This is a genomic window from Paenibacillus sp. M2 (assembly GCF_046713495.1).
GTDB classification, from domain to species: domain Bacteria; phylum Bacillota; class Bacilli; order Paenibacillales; family Paenibacillaceae; genus Paenibacillus; species Paenibacillus amylolyticus_B.
This window is the reverse complement of sequence record NZ_CP169648.1, coordinates 4,976,777-4,992,476: the sequence shown is the minus strand read 5'-3', so window position 1 is coordinate 4,992,476 and position 15,700 is coordinate 4,976,777. Positions and strand designations below refer to the sequence as shown.

15 protein-coding genes are annotated in these 15,700 nt (G+C 45.8%); 11 read left to right on the top strand and 4 right to left on the bottom strand.

Annotated features, from left to right (window positions below; all coding sequences use genetic code 11):
- Positions 1-50: 50 nt before the first annotated feature.
- On the bottom strand, positions 51-650 hold the full coding sequence (gene rpsD / locus ACETMN_RS23080) for a 30S ribosomal protein S4 (protein ID WP_076211410.1): 600 nt from the start codon (positions 648-650) through the stop codon (positions 51-53).
- A gap of 466 nt (positions 651-1,116) precedes the next feature.
- Here rpsD and ACETMN_RS23075 point away from each other — a divergent pair, with 466 nt between their 5' ends.
- From ACETMN_RS23075 to ACETMN_RS23055, 5 genes are all read left to right on the top strand, one after another.
- The gene (locus tag ACETMN_RS23075) at positions 1,117-3,108 is read left to right on the top strand and encodes a sensor domain-containing diguanylate cyclase (RefSeq protein ID WP_091014271.1); all 1,992 of its coding nucleotides are present in this window, start codon (positions 1,117-1,119) and stop codon (positions 3,106-3,108) included.
- A gap of 137 nt (positions 3,109-3,245) precedes the next feature.
- Positions 3,246-4,103 (top strand): hypothetical protein, encoded by an 858-nt coding sequence (locus tag ACETMN_RS23070; RefSeq protein WP_091014273.1) that lies wholly within the window; start codon positions 3,246-3,248, stop codon positions 4,101-4,103.
- A 111-nt stretch (positions 4,104-4,214) separates the two neighbouring features.
- Complete coding sequence (locus tag ACETMN_RS23065; protein ID WP_091014275.1) at positions 4,215-5,330, top strand: aminopeptidase; 1,116 nt, start codon at positions 4,215-4,217, stop codon at positions 5,328-5,330.
- A 96-nt stretch (positions 5,331-5,426) separates the two neighbouring features.
- Positions 5,427-5,672 (top strand): HPr family phosphocarrier protein, encoded by a 246-nt coding sequence (locus tag ACETMN_RS23060; protein ID WP_411735187.1) that lies wholly within the window; start codon positions 5,427-5,429, stop codon positions 5,670-5,672.
- A 225-nt stretch (positions 5,673-5,897) separates the two neighbouring features.
- Positions 5,898-6,191 carry a YlaN family protein gene (locus tag ACETMN_RS23055; RefSeq protein WP_017687426.1) on the top strand — a complete coding sequence of 98 codons (294 nt, stop codon included), beginning with the start codon at positions 5,898-5,900 and terminating at the stop codon, positions 6,189-6,191.
- A 188-nt stretch (positions 6,192-6,379) separates the two neighbouring features.
- Here ACETMN_RS23055 and cax read toward each other — a convergent pair whose 3' ends face one another.
- On the bottom strand, positions 6,380-7,450 hold the full coding sequence (cax, locus tag ACETMN_RS23050) for a calcium/proton exchanger (protein ID WP_036674882.1): 1,071 nt from the start codon (positions 7,448-7,450) through the stop codon (positions 6,380-6,382).
- A gap of 183 nt (positions 7,451-7,633) precedes the next feature.
- On the opposite strand from cax, the gene ACETMN_RS23045 reads away from it, so the two are divergent.
- Complete coding sequence (locus tag ACETMN_RS23045) at positions 7,634-7,996, top strand: Asp23/Gls24 family envelope stress response protein (protein WP_017687428.1); 363 nt, start codon at positions 7,634-7,636, stop codon at positions 7,994-7,996.
- A 128-nt stretch (positions 7,997-8,124) separates the two neighbouring features.
- On the opposite strand, the gene ftsW is transcribed toward ACETMN_RS23045, so the two are convergent.
- Both ftsW and ACETMN_RS23035 read right to left on the bottom strand, forming a co-directional pair.
- Positions 8,125-9,414: a putative lipid II flippase FtsW gene (gene ftsW, locus ACETMN_RS23040; RefSeq protein WP_091014278.1), complete on the bottom strand. Its 1,290-nt coding sequence runs from the start codon at positions 9,412-9,414 to the stop codon at positions 8,125-8,127.
- A gap of 13 nt (positions 9,415-9,427) precedes the next feature.
- Positions 9,428-9,775 (bottom strand): YugN family protein, encoded by a 348-nt coding sequence (locus tag ACETMN_RS23035; RefSeq protein ID WP_017687430.1) that lies wholly within the window; start codon positions 9,773-9,775, stop codon positions 9,428-9,430.
- A 210-nt stretch (positions 9,776-9,985) separates the two neighbouring features.
- On the opposite strand from ACETMN_RS23035, the gene ACETMN_RS23030 reads away from it, so the two are divergent.
- The 5 genes from ACETMN_RS23030 to ACETMN_RS23010 all read left to right on the top strand — a co-directional run bounded on the left by ACETMN_RS23030 (position 9,986) and on the right by ACETMN_RS23010 (position 15,681).
- A complete protein-coding gene (locus tag ACETMN_RS23030) occupies positions 9,986-11,155 on the top strand; it encodes a M20 family metallopeptidase (RefSeq protein WP_091014280.1) in 1,170 nt (389 codons plus the stop codon).
- A gap of 210 nt (positions 11,156-11,365) precedes the next feature.
- Entirely contained in the window at positions 11,366-13,042 is a 1,677-nt protein-coding gene (locus ACETMN_RS23025; RefSeq protein ID WP_411736434.1) for a DNA repair helicase XPB, read from the top strand.
- A 36-nt stretch (positions 13,043-13,078) separates the two neighbouring features.
- Positions 13,079-14,797 carry a helicase-associated domain-containing protein gene (locus ACETMN_RS23020; RefSeq protein WP_091014286.1) on the top strand — a complete coding sequence of 573 codons (1,719 nt, stop codon included), beginning with the start codon at positions 13,079-13,081 and terminating at the stop codon, positions 14,795-14,797.
- 152 nt (positions 14,798-14,949) lie between these two features.
- Complete coding sequence (locus tag ACETMN_RS23015; protein WP_036614642.1) at positions 14,950-15,387, top strand: YlbF family regulator; 438 nt, start codon at positions 14,950-14,952, stop codon at positions 15,385-15,387.
- Between the two features lie 30 nt (positions 15,388-15,417).
- Complete coding sequence (locus tag ACETMN_RS23010; protein WP_026080981.1) at positions 15,418-15,681, top strand: YlbG family protein; 264 nt, start codon at positions 15,418-15,420, stop codon at positions 15,679-15,681.
- The last annotated feature ends 19 nt before the right edge of the window (positions 15,682-15,700 follow it).

The following is a 15,700-nucleotide window of genomic DNA, read 5'->3' as shown; positions in this document are numbered from 1 at the left end:
AGAAAATCTCGACAGCTGTTTGGATTGAAACTTTAATGTGATTGCAACGATTAACGGTTGTAGAACTCGACGATTTGTTTTTCATCGATGTCTTGGGACAATTCAGCACGCTCAGGCAAGCGGATGAATTTACCTTCTACAGCTGCTTCGTTGTATTCAACGTATGCTGGAAGATGCGAACGGCCTTCCAAAGCTTCTTTAATGGAAGAAAGAGCGCGGCTCTTCTCACGCAAGCCGATTACATCACCAGTGCTTACTTGGTAAGAAGCGATATCGACTTTTTTGCCGTTTACAGTTACGTGACCGTGTGCTACCAACTGACGCGCTCCAGCGCGGGAGTTAGCAAACCCAAGGCGGTAAACGAGGTTGTCAAGGCGGCACTCAAGCAAGAACATGAAGTTCTCACCGGCAATACCTTGCATTTTTTGAGCTTTAGAGAACAGTGTGCGGAATTGCTTCTCGCCCAAACCGTACATGTGGCGCAATTTTTGTTTTTCTTGCAATTGCATACCGTAGTTGCTCATTTTTCTGCGTTGGTTAGCTCCGTGCTGACCTGGAGGGAAAGGGCGTTTCAATTCTTTGCCTGTTCCGCTAAGGGAAATGCCGAGGCGACGGCTCAATTTAAATTTAGGACCAGTGTAACGTGCCATGTTTAAAGTAGCTCCTTTTTAGTTAAAGTTCATATTAGGGCTCTGTTTGCGCTCCAATTTGTTGATGCGGGCTTGGCCTCGCATAGAACGATCAGGAAAGTTCAGCCGCTGTCCTGAAAGCAACAAAAAGAATGAGGGTGACACAACCGGTAATGCCCAAATTTAAAGACCCATTTAGTAGTCTTCATCAACAATTTATATTACAGTTTAAGAGAAACAAAGTCAAGCGCAGAATAAAAGCAAAAAAACGTCTAAATTTGTCGATAGGTCATTGGGCCTAAAATAATGGGACAATTTTCTGAAATATGGATGCAAAAAAGGTTTAAACAGAGTAAAATAGATTGTATCTTAACTTTAAATCATCTTTATGTAACAAGGTTATCGCAACGGATTTGCAGGTTTGCGATAACGTCTGCAGATTAATGCATCCTGGTGGATGCAAAAACGGTGCAAAGGAGCGCCTGACATGTTAGAACATCTAAGAAGTTTACCTGCCAGCTTGAATTCAAGAAGTTCGGGCGATTCCGCATCTTTTGCAGCTCCTCGTTCTCATGATGAGCATGTGTTGTGGATGCAAAAAATGGATATCACACCTTTTGATTTTTCATATTTGGGCGGCTTGCTAGAGCAGGCATACAGTGACTGGAACTCCAGAGTGGGTTCAATGCTGGCCAGACCATCAACCTTTTACAGCGTGTGGAACACAGAAGGTGATTGCATAGGATACGATAGCGATCATGAAGCTGATCCGGGCGTAAATGCACGCAGGCTGGTATTGGAATGTTTGGATAAGAGACAGGTCCTGTCCCTTAAAGGGACAAGCGAACACGGAGAATATCTTATAATAACACATCCCTTATTCTCCAGAACTAACAAGGATATGTTTGCCGTATTCACTGCTGTGATCTATGAATCCAATGGATATGAAACGTCTGAAGCTGTGGTTCAATCTGAGGCATTGCATTATCACACCTGCTTTTACCGAAGATTCGAATACATATTTATGACGGACCTGTTACATGCTCATGAACAAACAGCCCGTGAGGAACACCGGAGGTCCATCCTCTTTCAGATTGTTCAGAGAATGCATGACAAAATGGATGTCGAGGCCATATTGGATGAGGTATTTGACAGTATGGATTACTTGTACCCGGCCACTTATATCGAATTGTATATGTCTCAGGATCAGAGCAACTCTGATCCACGGATTAAACCGTTGCTTGTCCACGAGCGAGGAGAAGATATTTGTGTGCGTTCTTTTATGGAAGGTAAGCTGATTGTTGCTCGCTCACATGATGCAGAGAACCGCATTGTAGATGTAGGGATTCCGCTGAAAGGCAAACAAGGCATATACGGTGTGTTCCATATCGAAATGAATGAAGAGATTATGGAAGAATCGGACTTGCAATTGATTACGATGATGGTAGACACTGCCGGAACGGCCTTTGAGAACGCCAAGTTGCATGAACAATCCAATATGTTAATTCAGGAACTCCGTTTAATTAATGATCTTACACAGCGGTTGAACAAGAGCCTCCATCTTTCGGAGATTTATCAATTATCCGAGCAAGAGTTAAAGGAAATATTCCAGGCTGAAACGTGTTGCATTCTTCAACTCAATGACAGTACCAATGACTTTGAAGTGATGTCATCTAACGTGAAAGATGTTTTTCACCAATCCTTTTCTGTAGACTACGGTATCGCAGGCTTGATCTATCGAACAGAGGAACCGCTTATTATAGTCAATTATGCGCAATATGATAAAGTGTCCTCCTTTTTCATGGAAGATACGGGGTCCATGTCACTTATTGCATCACCGATCAGAGTTAATGGTGAAGTGAAGGGTGCCATTTTGTTGGGACATAGTAGAGAGCATTACTTTTCATATGATAACTATCGGCTCTTGCAGATGTTATCCATTCATATCGGGCTTGCCCTGTCAAATGCCACGCTGCATGCCGAGGTTCGGCGCTTGGCTAATCTGGATATGTTGACAGGTCTGTATGTGAGGCATTATCTGGATAGTGTAATTCACGAGCGACAGGCTCATGAATTCTGTGGCTCCCTCATAGTGGTGGATATTGATCAGTTCAAACAGGTGAATGACACATTCGGACACCAGACGGGGGATCAAGTATTGAAGCAAGTGAGTGAGATCGTCACGAGCTCTGTTCGCTCGGAGGATGTCTGTGCCAGATGGGGTGGAGAAGAACTGGCGATCTATATGCCACAGGTGAGTGTAAGGCAGGCGTTAGATTATGCGGAAGTGATTCGAAAGAGAGTCGAAGAAGAGACCAGACCGCCCGTTACGGTATCCAGTGGCATCGCAGAGTGGAATTGGATGGATGAAAAGGTCAGTGTAGAGTCCTTGTTTTATCGGGCTGATATGGCTTTGTACAGCGCCAAGAATGGTGGTCGGAACAGAATCGTTGTAGAGGAACAGAATGTAACACGTTAAGAGAGAACAATTCCAATTGCGGAGTCGTTCTCTTTTTTTTTTGTGCATGGGAGAATCAAGTTGTGTGTAGAAGGAAGTATAAGCGTATACGGGCGGGGCAATCTATGGAGAAAGTTCACGGAAGGATGAAGATAGACATGTTTAACCGCCATTCGGTACGTACATTATGGTTATTTGTGAGCATCGTGATTATTGGTGTTCCGGGTTGTGGATTAATCCAGCGAGATCAAACGCCTGAAGAGGTTTTTTCCTTGGCTTTATCGGGGATAGCGGGAAAAGAAACGTTGAGTTTTGAAGGAGAGGCAGGACTTCGACGGGAGAACAGTGGGCTGTTCGAGAATCAGTTCAAGTTTGAAGGCAAGCTGGAGAATCATGATCGTCTGACCCTTCAGACCCGATTACCTGGAGAAGTAACTGCTGTGGGGACAGGCATTCAAACAACTGCCGTAAAAAATAATGGACAGCCCAGTGGGTTTAGCGCCTCTTTCGAGCGGAAACAAGGGCAATGGATGGCATTGTCAGCGCAGCATGAGCCGCTGCGTGGGTCTCTTTCTCGTTTTAACCCAATTGCCCAATTGGAGAAGATCGATGGGATGCACAAAACCATCCAATCGGAGTATGGCGCTGGTCGTCGAACCAGAACATTACGGATTGAACTTGCACCGGAAGACGCTAAATCATGGGCTGTAACCCAGCTAAACGACGAGATGAACGCCATTCGGGCAGAATATATGCATAAGGCAGCTTCGGTGAAAGGGGCGCGTAAGGAGAAGCTTGAGAAGGATCTGGAGAAAGTTTGGAAACAGGGTGAAACAACGATGCAACAGATGATGAAACAAGCGAGCGTGCAGACGGTATATCATCTCACGGTAGATCGGAAGAGCAGTCTGCCTCTTCGTTTATCCTCTGAAAGTCAGATGAGTTACACGGACAACAACCGTAAAAGTAACAAAGAAGCCCTTGTCACCGATGTAAACTTCAAGTCATATCAATAAACGAAGTGAGGGACTGCCTGCTGACGGGATGACTGTTCGCGTGCTACAATAGTATCGTAATTTACCGTTGTTCAATTTAAGTATGGCAGATGACAGGAGGATTTTACCAAGATGAAAGACCCAAGAATTCAAAAGCTTGCAGCAAACCTGGTAGGCTATTCAGTAGATGTTCAGCCTGGTGAAAATGTATTGGTTGAAATGATTGGATCGGAACGTGAACTGATTAACGCCATTATTGAAGAGGTAGGAAAAAAAGGTGGTAACGTCTTTGTACAGTTGACTGATAAAACCGTACAGCGTGCGATGCTGAAAAATGCCACAGAAGAAATGATGAAAACATGGGCAGAGATTGATCTGAACCGGATGAAACAGATGGATTGTTATATCGGTATTCGTGCGGGAGAAAATGTGAATGATCTGTCCGATGTGCCGGAAGAAAAAATGAAAATGTACAATTCATTATACTCCCACCCGGTACATAGCGAACAACGTGTCAAACATACGAAATGGGTTGTACTTCGTTACCCTAACGCAAGTATGGCGCAACTCGCCAATACTAGTACAGAAGCGTTCGAAGATTTCTACTTCGACGTATGTAATCTGGATTACGCCAAAATGGATAAAGCGCAGGACTCGCTCGCTAACCTGATGAAGCGGACAGACAAAGTTCGTATCACCGGACCTGGAACAGAGCTGAGCTTCTCCATTAAAGATATCGGTGCAGAGAAATGTTCTGGCCAAAAGAATATCCCGGATGGCGAAGTGTACAGTGCCCCTGTGCGTAATTCCGTGAACGGAACAATTAGTTATAACTCGCCAACCCTGTACAATGGAGTGACTTTTGAAAATATCAAGTTCACGTTCAAGGATGGCAAAATTGTTGAAGCAACAAGCAACGACACAGAGCGTTTGAATGAAATTTTGAATTCGGATGAGGGTGCTCGTCATATTGGTGAATTCGCGATTGGATTTAACCCGCATATTCTGCATCCGATGAAAGATATCCTGTTCGATGAAAAAATCGCAGGCAGCTTGCACTTTACGCCAGGTCAGGCATACGAAGAAACGGACAATGGCAACCGCTCGTCCATCCACTGGGATCTGGTGTTAATCCAGCGTCCGGATTATGGCGGCGGGGAGATTTATTTTGACGATGTGCTGATTCGTAAAGACGGTATCTTTGTTATTCCTGAGCTGGAATGCTTGAATCCGGACCGTTTGAAGTAAGAACAGGATTTTGCTGTTGCTAGGAAAGCGGATTCACGGTATCATGTAGTGGTAATTAATAGATGATACCAATCGTAAAAAGACGGAGGGATTCCTATGTCGAGTAATAACGCGGCTGTAGTAGAAATTGCTCAAACAGCAGGCAAGTTTACTTCTTCAATCGTGCTTCATTCGGAGAACAAGTATATCGATGTGAAAAGTATTCTCGGATTGTTTACAACGCTGATCAGCACGCACAGCTATGAACTGCATGTTCATGGTCCAGATGCAGTTGAAGCGAAAACAGCCATGTCAGAAGTATTTGCCAAGCATGGACTGAATGTAAGCATCGCATCTGAGTAATAGCTCTCAAGAAGCACCTTTGCCTTTTTTGGCAGGGGTGTTTTTTGGCATGGAATGATCTGAATACTCGTCTGGACGTGGCTGGAACAGGTGGATTAAGCTTCAACAAAAGGCTTAACTTTGCGGGCTTATTTTGGTCAGGTTCTTGTATTAGCTCTTCATTTCGTCTAATATTAGAGGTAGAACGTCTTTACGCGATTTTTGGGACATAGGGGGGAAAAATGCATGACTTCATCTGATCTGCAGGACCAGCTGAATTTGAAAGCGATCAGTCTTCTTCAAGAAGATGCAGATAAAATACAGAAGCTTATTGAAGTACAGATGGAGAATCTGGCTACCCGCTACTGCCCTCTCTATGAGGAAGTATTGGATACACAGATGTATGGGTTCTCCAAGGAAGTTGATTTTGCTGTTCGTGCAGGGCTCCTTCCAGAAGGTGCAGGTAAGCAGCTGGTTAGCGCGCTTGAGCGGAATTTGGCAATTTTATATGAAGCCTTGAACAAGAAGAATGAGCAATAGCCTGCAAATGCGCGGGTCAGAATAGAAGGCATGCAGGCGTTTATGCATGCTTTTTTTGTGCGTCTGAACGGGACTGGAATGCAAGCCCAGCCGGAAGGCGTATACAAACAAAGAGACAGCACCGAATGTAAATTCGGACTGCCTCTTGCGGCTTGTTTATTTTTAATGATGGCTACGTGAGGGCATGGTTACACCAGGAAGAAGGAAACACCGAGTATGATATATACCACGAGCAGGAGTAAACCTTCGTACCAATTCGTTGAACCATCTTGGGTAATGGACTTTGCAATAAATACGGATACGCCGATGGCGACCAACTCAATCGTTGTAAATACGATGTCCATGGTTCTGCCTGTGAAGTAGCTGACAAAAATCAGTACAGGAGCAACGAAGAGTGCGATCTGCAAGCTGCTGCCAACCGCAATTTCAACGGCGGCTCCTATTTTATTTTTCATGGCAAGCATGATGGCTGCACTGTGTTCGGCCGCATTACCGATGATGGCCACAAGGAATGCACCGACAAACAGTTCGCTAAGTCCAAATTCCGAAGTGAAGACTTCAAGCGTGCCCACCAGCCATTCACTGACGAAAGCAACCATGACTGTTGCGAGCACCAGGTAGAGAATAGATTTTTTCTTGGACCACGCCGGAGCATGCTCATGAGGTAGCTCTTCATCGCGATCCTCAGTGACGTCTGCAAGGTAGTTCTTATGTGTCACCATGGAGAATAGCAACCACGCAATATACGCGAGGATGAGCAACCCGGCCACGATGAGACTAAGTGTATTGGTGTCTTTCTGTGTAATGGAATGTGTATTGAGAAAGACTGCCGGAATAAACAGGGCAATGATGGCAACAATCATCAGGGAACCATTCAGACCTGCGAGTGAAACATTATAATTCTGGATTTTGAACTTGAGTCCTCCGGCAAAAATACTTAACCCGAGCACTAACAGCAGATTTCCGATGATGGAACCTGTCAGACTTGCTTTGACCATGTCGAACAGTCCCTCTTTGACGAGGAAAATGGCGATGATCAATTCGGCGGCATTGCCGAAGGTCGCATTCAAGAATCCACCCAACCGCTGTCCGGCGTAGTGGGCCACATTTTCGGTGGCTTTGCCTAAAAAACCGGCCACAAAAATAACCGAAATGGCTGATATCACGAACTGTAGAATCGAATCCCATTTCAAGTAGTGGGCGATGGCACTGAGTGCAAAGAACGCAATCAGCAAAATGGATGAAATCCGGTTTCTCACAACAAACACCTCGGTTATAAATTATTTTGTTTTGAATTGCATTGTAAATCGCTTATGAGATTATTTTCATATTTCAATATAACCAAATGGTGGTAGGTTGTAAACGCATCTTTTTGAGTTTAATTTGCTTTTTGGGGTGGAAAGGATTTAAAATACGAGTAACGAAGTGAAGGAGGATGTGGCATGGCAGAACAACTTCAACTGGAGAGCGGAAACATCCGGATTGCCGATGACGTGGTTGCAAAAATTGCCGGAATGGCTGCAATGGAAACACCCGGAATTGCCGCAATGTCTGGAGGATTGTCAGAGGGCTGGGCGAAGCGACTCAGCGGTAAAAACGTACAGAAAGGCGTGAGCGTTGAGGTCGGCCAGCTGGAAGCAGCCATTGACCTGCGCATCATCGTCCTGTACGAAACCCCGATTCATGAAGTTTCCCGTATGCTTCAGCAGAATGTAAGAGAAGCGGTAGAGACCATGACCGGATTACGCGTGGTTGAAGTCAATGTAAAGGTAGAAGGCGTATCTTTCAAAGGCGACGATCTGTAGAAATCGCAATCCGCAATGGAGGACAGAGCCATATTGACCTGTTCTTCATCTTGATAGACAGAATAGTACCGAGTACACAGAAAAAGGCTGCGCATCCATTAGGTGCACAGCCTTTTTGGTGTTGTTCTTTATCGAATCCGACGGATGGACTCCCGTGAACGAAGAGCAGGAGAGGTACGAGTCTGTGTCTGTACAGTTACGGACTTCGTTTTCTCTTCCTTGATCACGTCCAGATTGTTGGTGCGTGAGATACTGAGCAGAATGCCCATGGCAACCATCATCACAAAGAGTGAGGTACCCCCATAACTGATAAACGGAAGCGTGACCCCCGTCACCGGAATGGTCTGAGTTACACCACCAATGTTGATAAATGCCTGAATCGCGATTAGTCCCATGATACCTATGCCGACCAATGTTCCGAATGGATCGGGACAGCGGAGAGAGACAATAATTCCTCGCCAGATAAAGTACAGGTAAACAAGCAGGAATAATGCACTTCCGATGAATCCAAGTTCTTCCCCAATTACGGAGAAAATAAAGTCATTATACGCATTTGGCAAATAGTGCAGCTTCATCGTACCTTGTCCAATCCCGGAACCTGTCATGCCGCCATCACCAATGGCAACAAGAGAACGGTAGAGGTTAAGACTTCCGCCATTAATATCGGATAATGGATTCAGGAAAGCTTGAATACGTCCGATCTTGTAGTTCTGCTCCGCAGTGACTGCTGTTGTAGCGGTTGTTGTGTCGGAAGGAGACATGGAAGAAAACAGAGAATTCGCTCCGAACGCCAGTGCCCCACCGAGTACAACCAGGAGAATGGAACCCAGGATATGTTTCATACTGGCTCCACCGGCATAGATCAAGAGACCACAGGTGGACACCAGGATAAAGGTGGTACCGAAGTCTGGTTGCAGCATAATCAGTCCTGCGATGAATCCAACGATGAACAAGACGGGAAAATACCCTGTCTTGAAAACCCTGAATTTCTCACCTTTTTTGGTAATAAGAGCAGAGAGATAGAGAATGATAGCAATTTTCGCGAACTCTGCAGGCTGAAGACTAAAACCGAAAATGTGAATCCAGCTTCGTGCACCGTTCAATACTGCACCTGAGATCAAAACAATCACCAGCATGACCGTAGTGAGCAGGAAAAAGGGTGCATAGAGCTTTTTGTACTTGTTGAAGCGGATATTCATGGCAAAAAACATGCCAAATAGACCGATAATCGCCCACATAAGTTGTTTTTTCGTGAAGTAAAGGGCATCATTGTTAAATTTATCGCTTGCGATTGCAATGCTGGAACTGGAGCTGAATACCATCACCAGTCCAAAGCCCACCAACAATAAAGTGAGGATTAGCAGTTGAAAATCCGGCGTGCCTCTCTTCGTTTTCGTTTGGGCCGTTTGTTGTTTCATCGTTTGGCCCAGCCTATGCTTCCAGCAGTTCTTTGAGCTGCTGTAATTTTTGGGCTGCCAGCTTCACGACTGGTTGCGGAACGGAAGAGTCATAATCCAGGCCGTGAGGGAAAGTGGCTTTGCCGAGGTATACTGCTTCCACAGCAAGAACGGTATCCGGTTTTTCCAATTTGCCTTCCACAGCGCGGGTATTAATGCGTACAAAGTATTCTGAGTTGGTTTGTTCATCTTCAATTTTGTAGTCATATGTAGCACGGTAATATTCCCATTGCCACCGGACAAATCCGACTTTCTCGGCGCTCTCATCCAGGTATGCCAAGTCGCTCTTCAAGCCATCCAAGCCTGTATTCTCAAAAATCATAAGCGTTTGATCCTCCTCATAAGCTTCCGAGTATAATTTCTCGAGTATTTCTCTAGTTCATGATAGTATGTTTCCCCTTCCCGTGCAAGCCTTCCGAAGGCGTTTCGTATCGGTTTTCTTCCAATTCTGCTACAATATACAGCAATAGGTTTGAAGAGGAAGGTTCGGGCTTGATATAAGTCCCGTTCAAGATTGAAAGGGTGGAGAGAAATGACTAATAATATATGGTGGGAAGATCTGCAGATCCACATGGTGGAATGGCGGCGTCACCTTCATCGCAATCCAGAGGTTTCCTTTCATGAGGAGAAGACATCTTCTTTTGTAGCGGATATGTTGGAGAGTTTTGGCGTGGAAGTGAGGCGTCATGTTGGTGGTCACGGGGTCATTGGTACAATCCGTGGGGACAAGCCGGGTCCTGTCGTCATGCTGCGAGCTGATATGGACGCACTTCCAATTCAGGATGAGAAGAATATCGAGTATGCATCACAACAAGCAGGAGCGATGCATGCATGTGGCCACGATGGTCATATCTCAATCTTGCTCGGTACGGCATTGTATTTCAGCCGTCACAAGCAGGAGATCCAAGGCGAGATTCGCTTTTTGTTCCAGCCAGCAGAAGAGCTGCTTCCGGGCGGTGCAGTCCAGGTCATTGCGGATGGTGCGCTTGAAGGCGTGGATGTCATATATGGCATTCATCTGTGGACCCCGCTGTCTGTAGGTGTTGTTGCCAGCAAAGCAGGACCGATGATGGCTGCGGCGGACGATTTTTACATTGAGATCAAAGGCAAAGGTGGACATGGCGGGATGCCACAATCCACGATAGATAGTCTCATCGCGGGTTCTGCGCTTGTGATGCAGCTTCAGACCGTTGTCAGTCGTTCGGTTGATCCATTGCAACCGGCGGTGCTGACCATTGGTACAATGCAGGCGGGCTCGGCTCAGAATGTAATTGCAGAGCAATGCAAAATGAGCGGTACGGTAAGAACGTTTGATGAAGAGACCCGAAACGGGATGAAAGAGCGCGTGCTTACCATGGTAGCCCAGACAGGGGCAGCTTATGGGGCAGAGACGCAAGTGAAATATATTATGGGATATCCGCCTGTGGTGAACGATGAACAGGAGACAGCACGTTTCTTCAGAGAAGCTACAGAATTATTTGGGGCAGAACGAGTGCAAGCATCCCCCATGCTGATGCCAGCGGAAGATTTTGCGTATTATCTGCAGAAGGTGCCAGGGTGCTTTATGTTTGTTGGAGCAGGCAACCCGGATAAAAATGCGATCTATCCGCATCATCATCCGATGTTTGATTTTGATGAAGACGCGATGCAGACGGCCGTGAGATTATTTATCGCCATGGCCAAGGGTTACACAGCCGAATGACTTTATAGCTAGTTGGGCATCCTGTTCATACCGAGGTATGGGCAGGATGTTTTTTTGTGGATTTTTATAGATGTGTTCAAAAAGTCCATCTTCTCGGTACTGAAAACCAGACTTTTTGAACTCGCAATTATACAGGTTCATTTTCGGAAGCTGCCGGAACTGGACTTTTTTGTGATAGGAGGAAGGTTCCAAATGGAAGGAACAGAACATATGGTAAGGACAGATGCTTGTATCGTTCAGCGAGACTTTACAGTTTTGCTGGAAGTTGGCCACCCCGGATTCGAAAGAGCAAGAGAGCAGCTTGGGATGTATTCAGAACTGGTTAAGACACCAGCAGCGTTTCATACTTACCGAATCACTCCGTTATCGCTCTGGAATGCGGCTGCGCTGGGATGGAATGCAGATCAAGTCATCGCAAGTCTGGAGCTGGTATCCCGCTGGAAGGTGCCTGCTGCACTGATACAGGATGTTCGGAGAATCATGGATCAGTATGGCAAATTAAAGCTGCATTCCGAAGCAGATCACACCAGAATGCGTCTTTATAGTGAGGATGAGCGGTTGCTGGATGAATTAAGTGGATTGAAAACGATAGCTGCCTTTCGGATGGAACGCAAGGACGCTCATGAACTTCTGCTCCCAGGAGAACAGCGAGGGTTATTAAAAAGGGAATTAACACGATTGGGTTACCCTGTGCTTGATTACGTGGGGTATCGGGAGGGAACCAAACTTTCATTTGATTGGCGGTCTAATGATCCAGGGGACCACTCTGAGCGATTTGCGCTGCGTTCTTACCAGAGAGAGGCTGTGGATGCATTCGAAGGCAGTGAGGGCATGGGAGGAAGCGGTTTGCTCGTACTTCCTTGCGGAGCAGGCAAAACGGTCATTGGCATGGCCGTGCTGGAGCGGCTCCAATGTGAATGCCTTATTTTGACGTCCAATACAACGTCTGTGCGACAGTGGATTCAGGAAATTCAAGACAAAACCACGATTACCAGTGAACAGATTGGTGAGTATTCAGGTCAGAAAAAACAGGTGAAACCTGTGACAGTAGCTACATATCAGATTCTGACACACCGGAAATCAAAGGATGCTGATTTTACTCATATCAAACTGCTCAGTGAGCGGCAATGGGGGCTGATCATATATGATGAAGTACATTTGCTGCCAGCACCAGTGTTTCGTGCAACTGCGGATATTCAAGCTACGCGAAGACTGGGATTAACGGCTACATTGGTTCGAGAGGATGGCTGTGAACAGGATGTTTTCTCGCTGATTGGTCCGAAGCTTTATGATATGCCGTGGAAACAACTGGAGCAGCAAGGGTGGATTGCTGATGTACAATGCCAGGAGATACGTATCCCATTTTCCCAGGAACTAAGATCGAATTATCTGCAAGCCGAGGTTAAGCACCAATTTCGATTGGCTGCCGAGAATCCGGCGAAAGTACGTGTAGTCAAGCGTTTGCTGGAACGTCATCGGGATTTGCCTGCGCTAGTGATTGGACAATATCTGGATCAACTTGAGTTGATTGCCCGGGAAATTGAAGCACCTCTAATCTCGGGAACCATGTCACAGCAAGAGCGAATCAAATGGTTTGCCGCTTTTCGACGAGGAGAGATTAAAACGATTGTTGTATCCAAGGTTGCCAATTTTGCTGTGGATCTGCCCGATGCTGCTGTTGCGCTTGAGATATCCGGGAGTTTCGGGTCAAGGCAGGAAGAGGCACAGCGTTTGGGGAGAATTCTGAGGCCGAAGGCTGGAGAAAACAAAGCATATTTCTATGCGTTGGTATCAGAGGATAGTAAGGAACAGGAGTTTGCATTAAACCGTCAGATGTTCTTGGTGGAGCAGGGATATGAATATGCTATCGTTCATGAGAACGAATAGTTCATTTATACTCGCGAAAAGAGGAGGGATTGGGATATGTCTTCATTTGAACCAATAGATGAGCCGGTGGTACTGAACCTTGATTCATGGTCAAAGCTGACTGTGGTGGAACAAAAAGTGCTTGGTGCAATTTTTCACAAACATGCCGGTCAGCCTTTTTCCTCCCTCCTGCAGCGAGAACAGTGGGCCATCGAAGGACTAAGTGTCGCAGAAGCCAAATCTTCATTTGCCAACCTTAGGCAGCAAAGATGGATTGAGTCTGTATATAAGAGTTGGGGAGAGCGATTATTTTATATTCCTGCTTCGTTGATGGACACATTGACGATTGCTTACGCACAAAGAGTGGGTATAACGGTTAAACAGATGGCACAGCATGCTCATGTATTACAGGAAGGAAAGCCGGATATTGCTGCGGAGCTGCTTCATCTGATCGCGTGGATCGAAAGAGAAGGACTTCCTTTGACAGGGAAGGGCACTATACATAAGAAAAGTGTTCAAAAATTAAGTGTGATCACGGTATTATCTTCGACAGACTTTGAAGGTTTGAGCATCAAATATGGACATTCGGATTTGTATCCGACCCACGTAGCAATCCTTCTCGATCTACTGCTCAGTCTGAATCTCGTTCAGAAGTCAGATGGCCAAATTCAGATTGTAGATCATCGATTACAAACATGGTTGCAGCTCTCGTGGAGACAGATGCATCGGGAAATATATCAAGCGTGTATGGAAAGATACGGAGAAGCTGAACCCGCTTTGCAGCAATTCCGTTATCAATTGGCAGTGTTTGCTCCAGAAAAAAATATATGGTGCCGTATAGAGAATTCGGAATTGAAACCACGAGTCAGGGGCTGGCTCTACGCACTAGCTGGCTGGGGGTATGGTGAAGTAGGTGAAGATCAGTCGGGAGATCTGGCATTCCGCTGGCTGATCGAACCGCAGAGCCTGTTATATCGAGAACAAGAGATGGTAAGTGAAGCGGAGCCGTGTGGATTTTACATGCAGCCTGATTTCGAAATGTTGGTGCCGCCCGAAGCAGGGCCTGATGTGATCTGGATTCTGGAGCAATGCGCAGAGAGGGTGACGCGTGATCGAATGTCCATATACCGTATGACAAGAGAACGATTCATTTCGGCCTTAGCCAGAGGGTCTGATTTACATGAAGTGATAGAGTTTCTGGAACAATATGCGCTGACAGGCATACCAGAGAATGTGCGTATTGCATTAGCAGATTGGAGAAAGGAGACCGATGCTGCACCGTTGACAGTAATTCGGAGTATGAAGGTAATGGAGGCAAATACAGGCTCTGCAGATGATCCGAAGTTATTAGAAAAAGATATGTTGAGTGGTGTATATTCTTCTTTCTACACTCCCAATAATCTAGGTCTGGTTGATGTCCCTGCTTCTCTGCGTGGGTTGGAGCGTGATCATTCTGTCATTGAGAAGAAGTTCTCTCTGTTGGGGTTTGAGGAGATACCGGAGACCTGGTACAAGGAGTGGCGTCGATATCATAGTTCAACCGCCCGACAGATTGCTGCCAAAGCCATTGAGTGGCAGACCAAGCTGGGTATACAACAGGAAAATCGTACGCAATACCTCATTCCACATCAGGTAGAGGGTCATGAACACTGGACTTTAAGCGGTTGGTGCATGCTGGATTCAAGTGAAAATACATCAGAGACAGAATGGCGTACATTCTCCCCGTCAGAGTGGGATACAATGCGTCTTATCCTGCCAGATGATGTCATAACCTGACTATTTCACATGAATATCAGGTTGAAAGGCGAATTTTCAAGTTCCCCCTATTTCTAATTGCAGGAAAAACTCTTCTTAACTATTCATGGATATGCTATGATGAGATAGTCTACATTAAGTAGAACTTTATATATAGATAGGATGAATATTTCATGAGCGTAGCGGAAATGAACACGGTCGATATGGCCCAAGTGTTAACGGGCGCATATGAACTGGGCGACATGATTAACCAATCTGCCGAAGTATCGGATTATTTATATTGGAAGCAGCAAGTCGAGACTACCCCTGAGATTCAGATGGGGATTCGGAAGCTGAATGCCAAGAAGGAATTGTTTGAAGAAACACAGCGTTTCGGTCATTTTCACCCGGATTATCATGCAGCAAAAGACCAGGTGAAGGCTTTGGAACAGGAGTTGGAAAATTTTGAGGCGGTAATCCGCTTCAAACAGGCAGAGAAGTCCCTGGATGATATGTTATTCCAGATGTCAGAGACCATTGCATTTGCAGTGTCAACGACCATTAAGGTACCGAGCAATGACCCGAATCCGAAGGGCGGCTGCGGTAGTGGCGGCAAGTGTGGTTGCAGTTAAGTAATCATTATAGAAGGGCGGGGAACGATGATGTTTGCGGAAAGGACAGGATTCATTATTTGGGTCAGTGATTTGAAAGCTGCCCGTAATCTCGAAAAATATGGCACCGTGCATTATATCTCCCGCCGTATGCATTATGTAGTCATGTATGTTAATGCAGAACGGGCAGATGATACGATGAAAAATGTGAAGCGACTTTCCTATGTGCGCAAGATCGAACGCTCGTATCGTAATGAGATCAAAACCGAGTATGCCAGCAAAACGATGGACAAAACGAGCTTTTACGGAATATAGACGAGAAACTGGAGGGACC

What these genes read in the sequence shown, in the direction of transcription:
- rpsD (WP_076211410.1), bottom strand. Translation starts at nt 650, where the DNA reads ATGGCACGTTACACTGGTCCTAAATTTAAATTGAGCCGTCGCCTCGGC.
- ACETMN_RS23075 (WP_091014271.1), top strand. Translation starts at nt 1,117, where the DNA reads ATGTTAGAACATCTAAGAAGTTTACCTGCCAGCTTGAATTCAAGAAGT.
- ACETMN_RS23070 (WP_091014273.1), top strand. Translation starts at nt 3,246, where the DNA reads ATGTTTAACCGCCATTCGGTACGTACATTATGGTTATTTGTGAGCATC.
- ACETMN_RS23065 (WP_091014275.1), top strand. Translation starts at nt 4,215, where the DNA reads ATGAAAGACCCAAGAATTCAAAAGCTTGCAGCAAACCTGGTAGGCTAT.
- ACETMN_RS23060 (WP_411735187.1), top strand. Translation starts at nt 5,427, where the DNA reads ATGTCGAGTAATAACGCGGCTGTAGTAGAAATTGCTCAAACAGCAGGC.
- ACETMN_RS23055 (WP_017687426.1), top strand. Translation starts at nt 5,898, where the DNA reads ATGACTTCATCTGATCTGCAGGACCAGCTGAATTTGAAAGCGATCAGT.
- ACETMN_RS23045 (WP_017687428.1), top strand. Translation starts at nt 7,634, where the DNA reads ATGGCAGAACAACTTCAACTGGAGAGCGGAAACATCCGGATTGCCGAT.
- ftsW (WP_091014278.1), bottom strand. Translation starts at nt 9,414, where the DNA reads ATGAAACAACAAACGGCCCAAACGAAAACGAAGAGAGGCACGCCGGAT.
- ACETMN_RS23035 (WP_017687430.1), bottom strand. Translation starts at nt 9,775, where the DNA reads ATGATTTTTGAGAATACAGGCTTGGATGGCTTGAAGAGCGACTTGGCA.
- ACETMN_RS23030 (WP_091014280.1), top strand. Translation starts at nt 9,986, where the DNA reads ATGACTAATAATATATGGTGGGAAGATCTGCAGATCCACATGGTGGAA.
- ACETMN_RS23025 (WP_411736434.1), top strand. Translation starts at nt 11,366, where the DNA reads ATGGTAAGGACAGATGCTTGTATCGTTCAGCGAGACTTTACAGTTTTG.
- ACETMN_RS23020 (WP_091014286.1), top strand. Translation starts at nt 13,079, where the DNA reads ATGTCTTCATTTGAACCAATAGATGAGCCGGTGGTACTGAACCTTGAT.
- ACETMN_RS23015 (WP_036614642.1), top strand. Translation starts at nt 14,950, where the DNA reads ATGAGCGTAGCGGAAATGAACACGGTCGATATGGCCCAAGTGTTAACG.
- ACETMN_RS23010 (WP_026080981.1), top strand. Translation starts at nt 15,418, where the DNA reads ATGTTTGCGGAAAGGACAGGATTCATTATTTGGGTCAGTGATTTGAAA.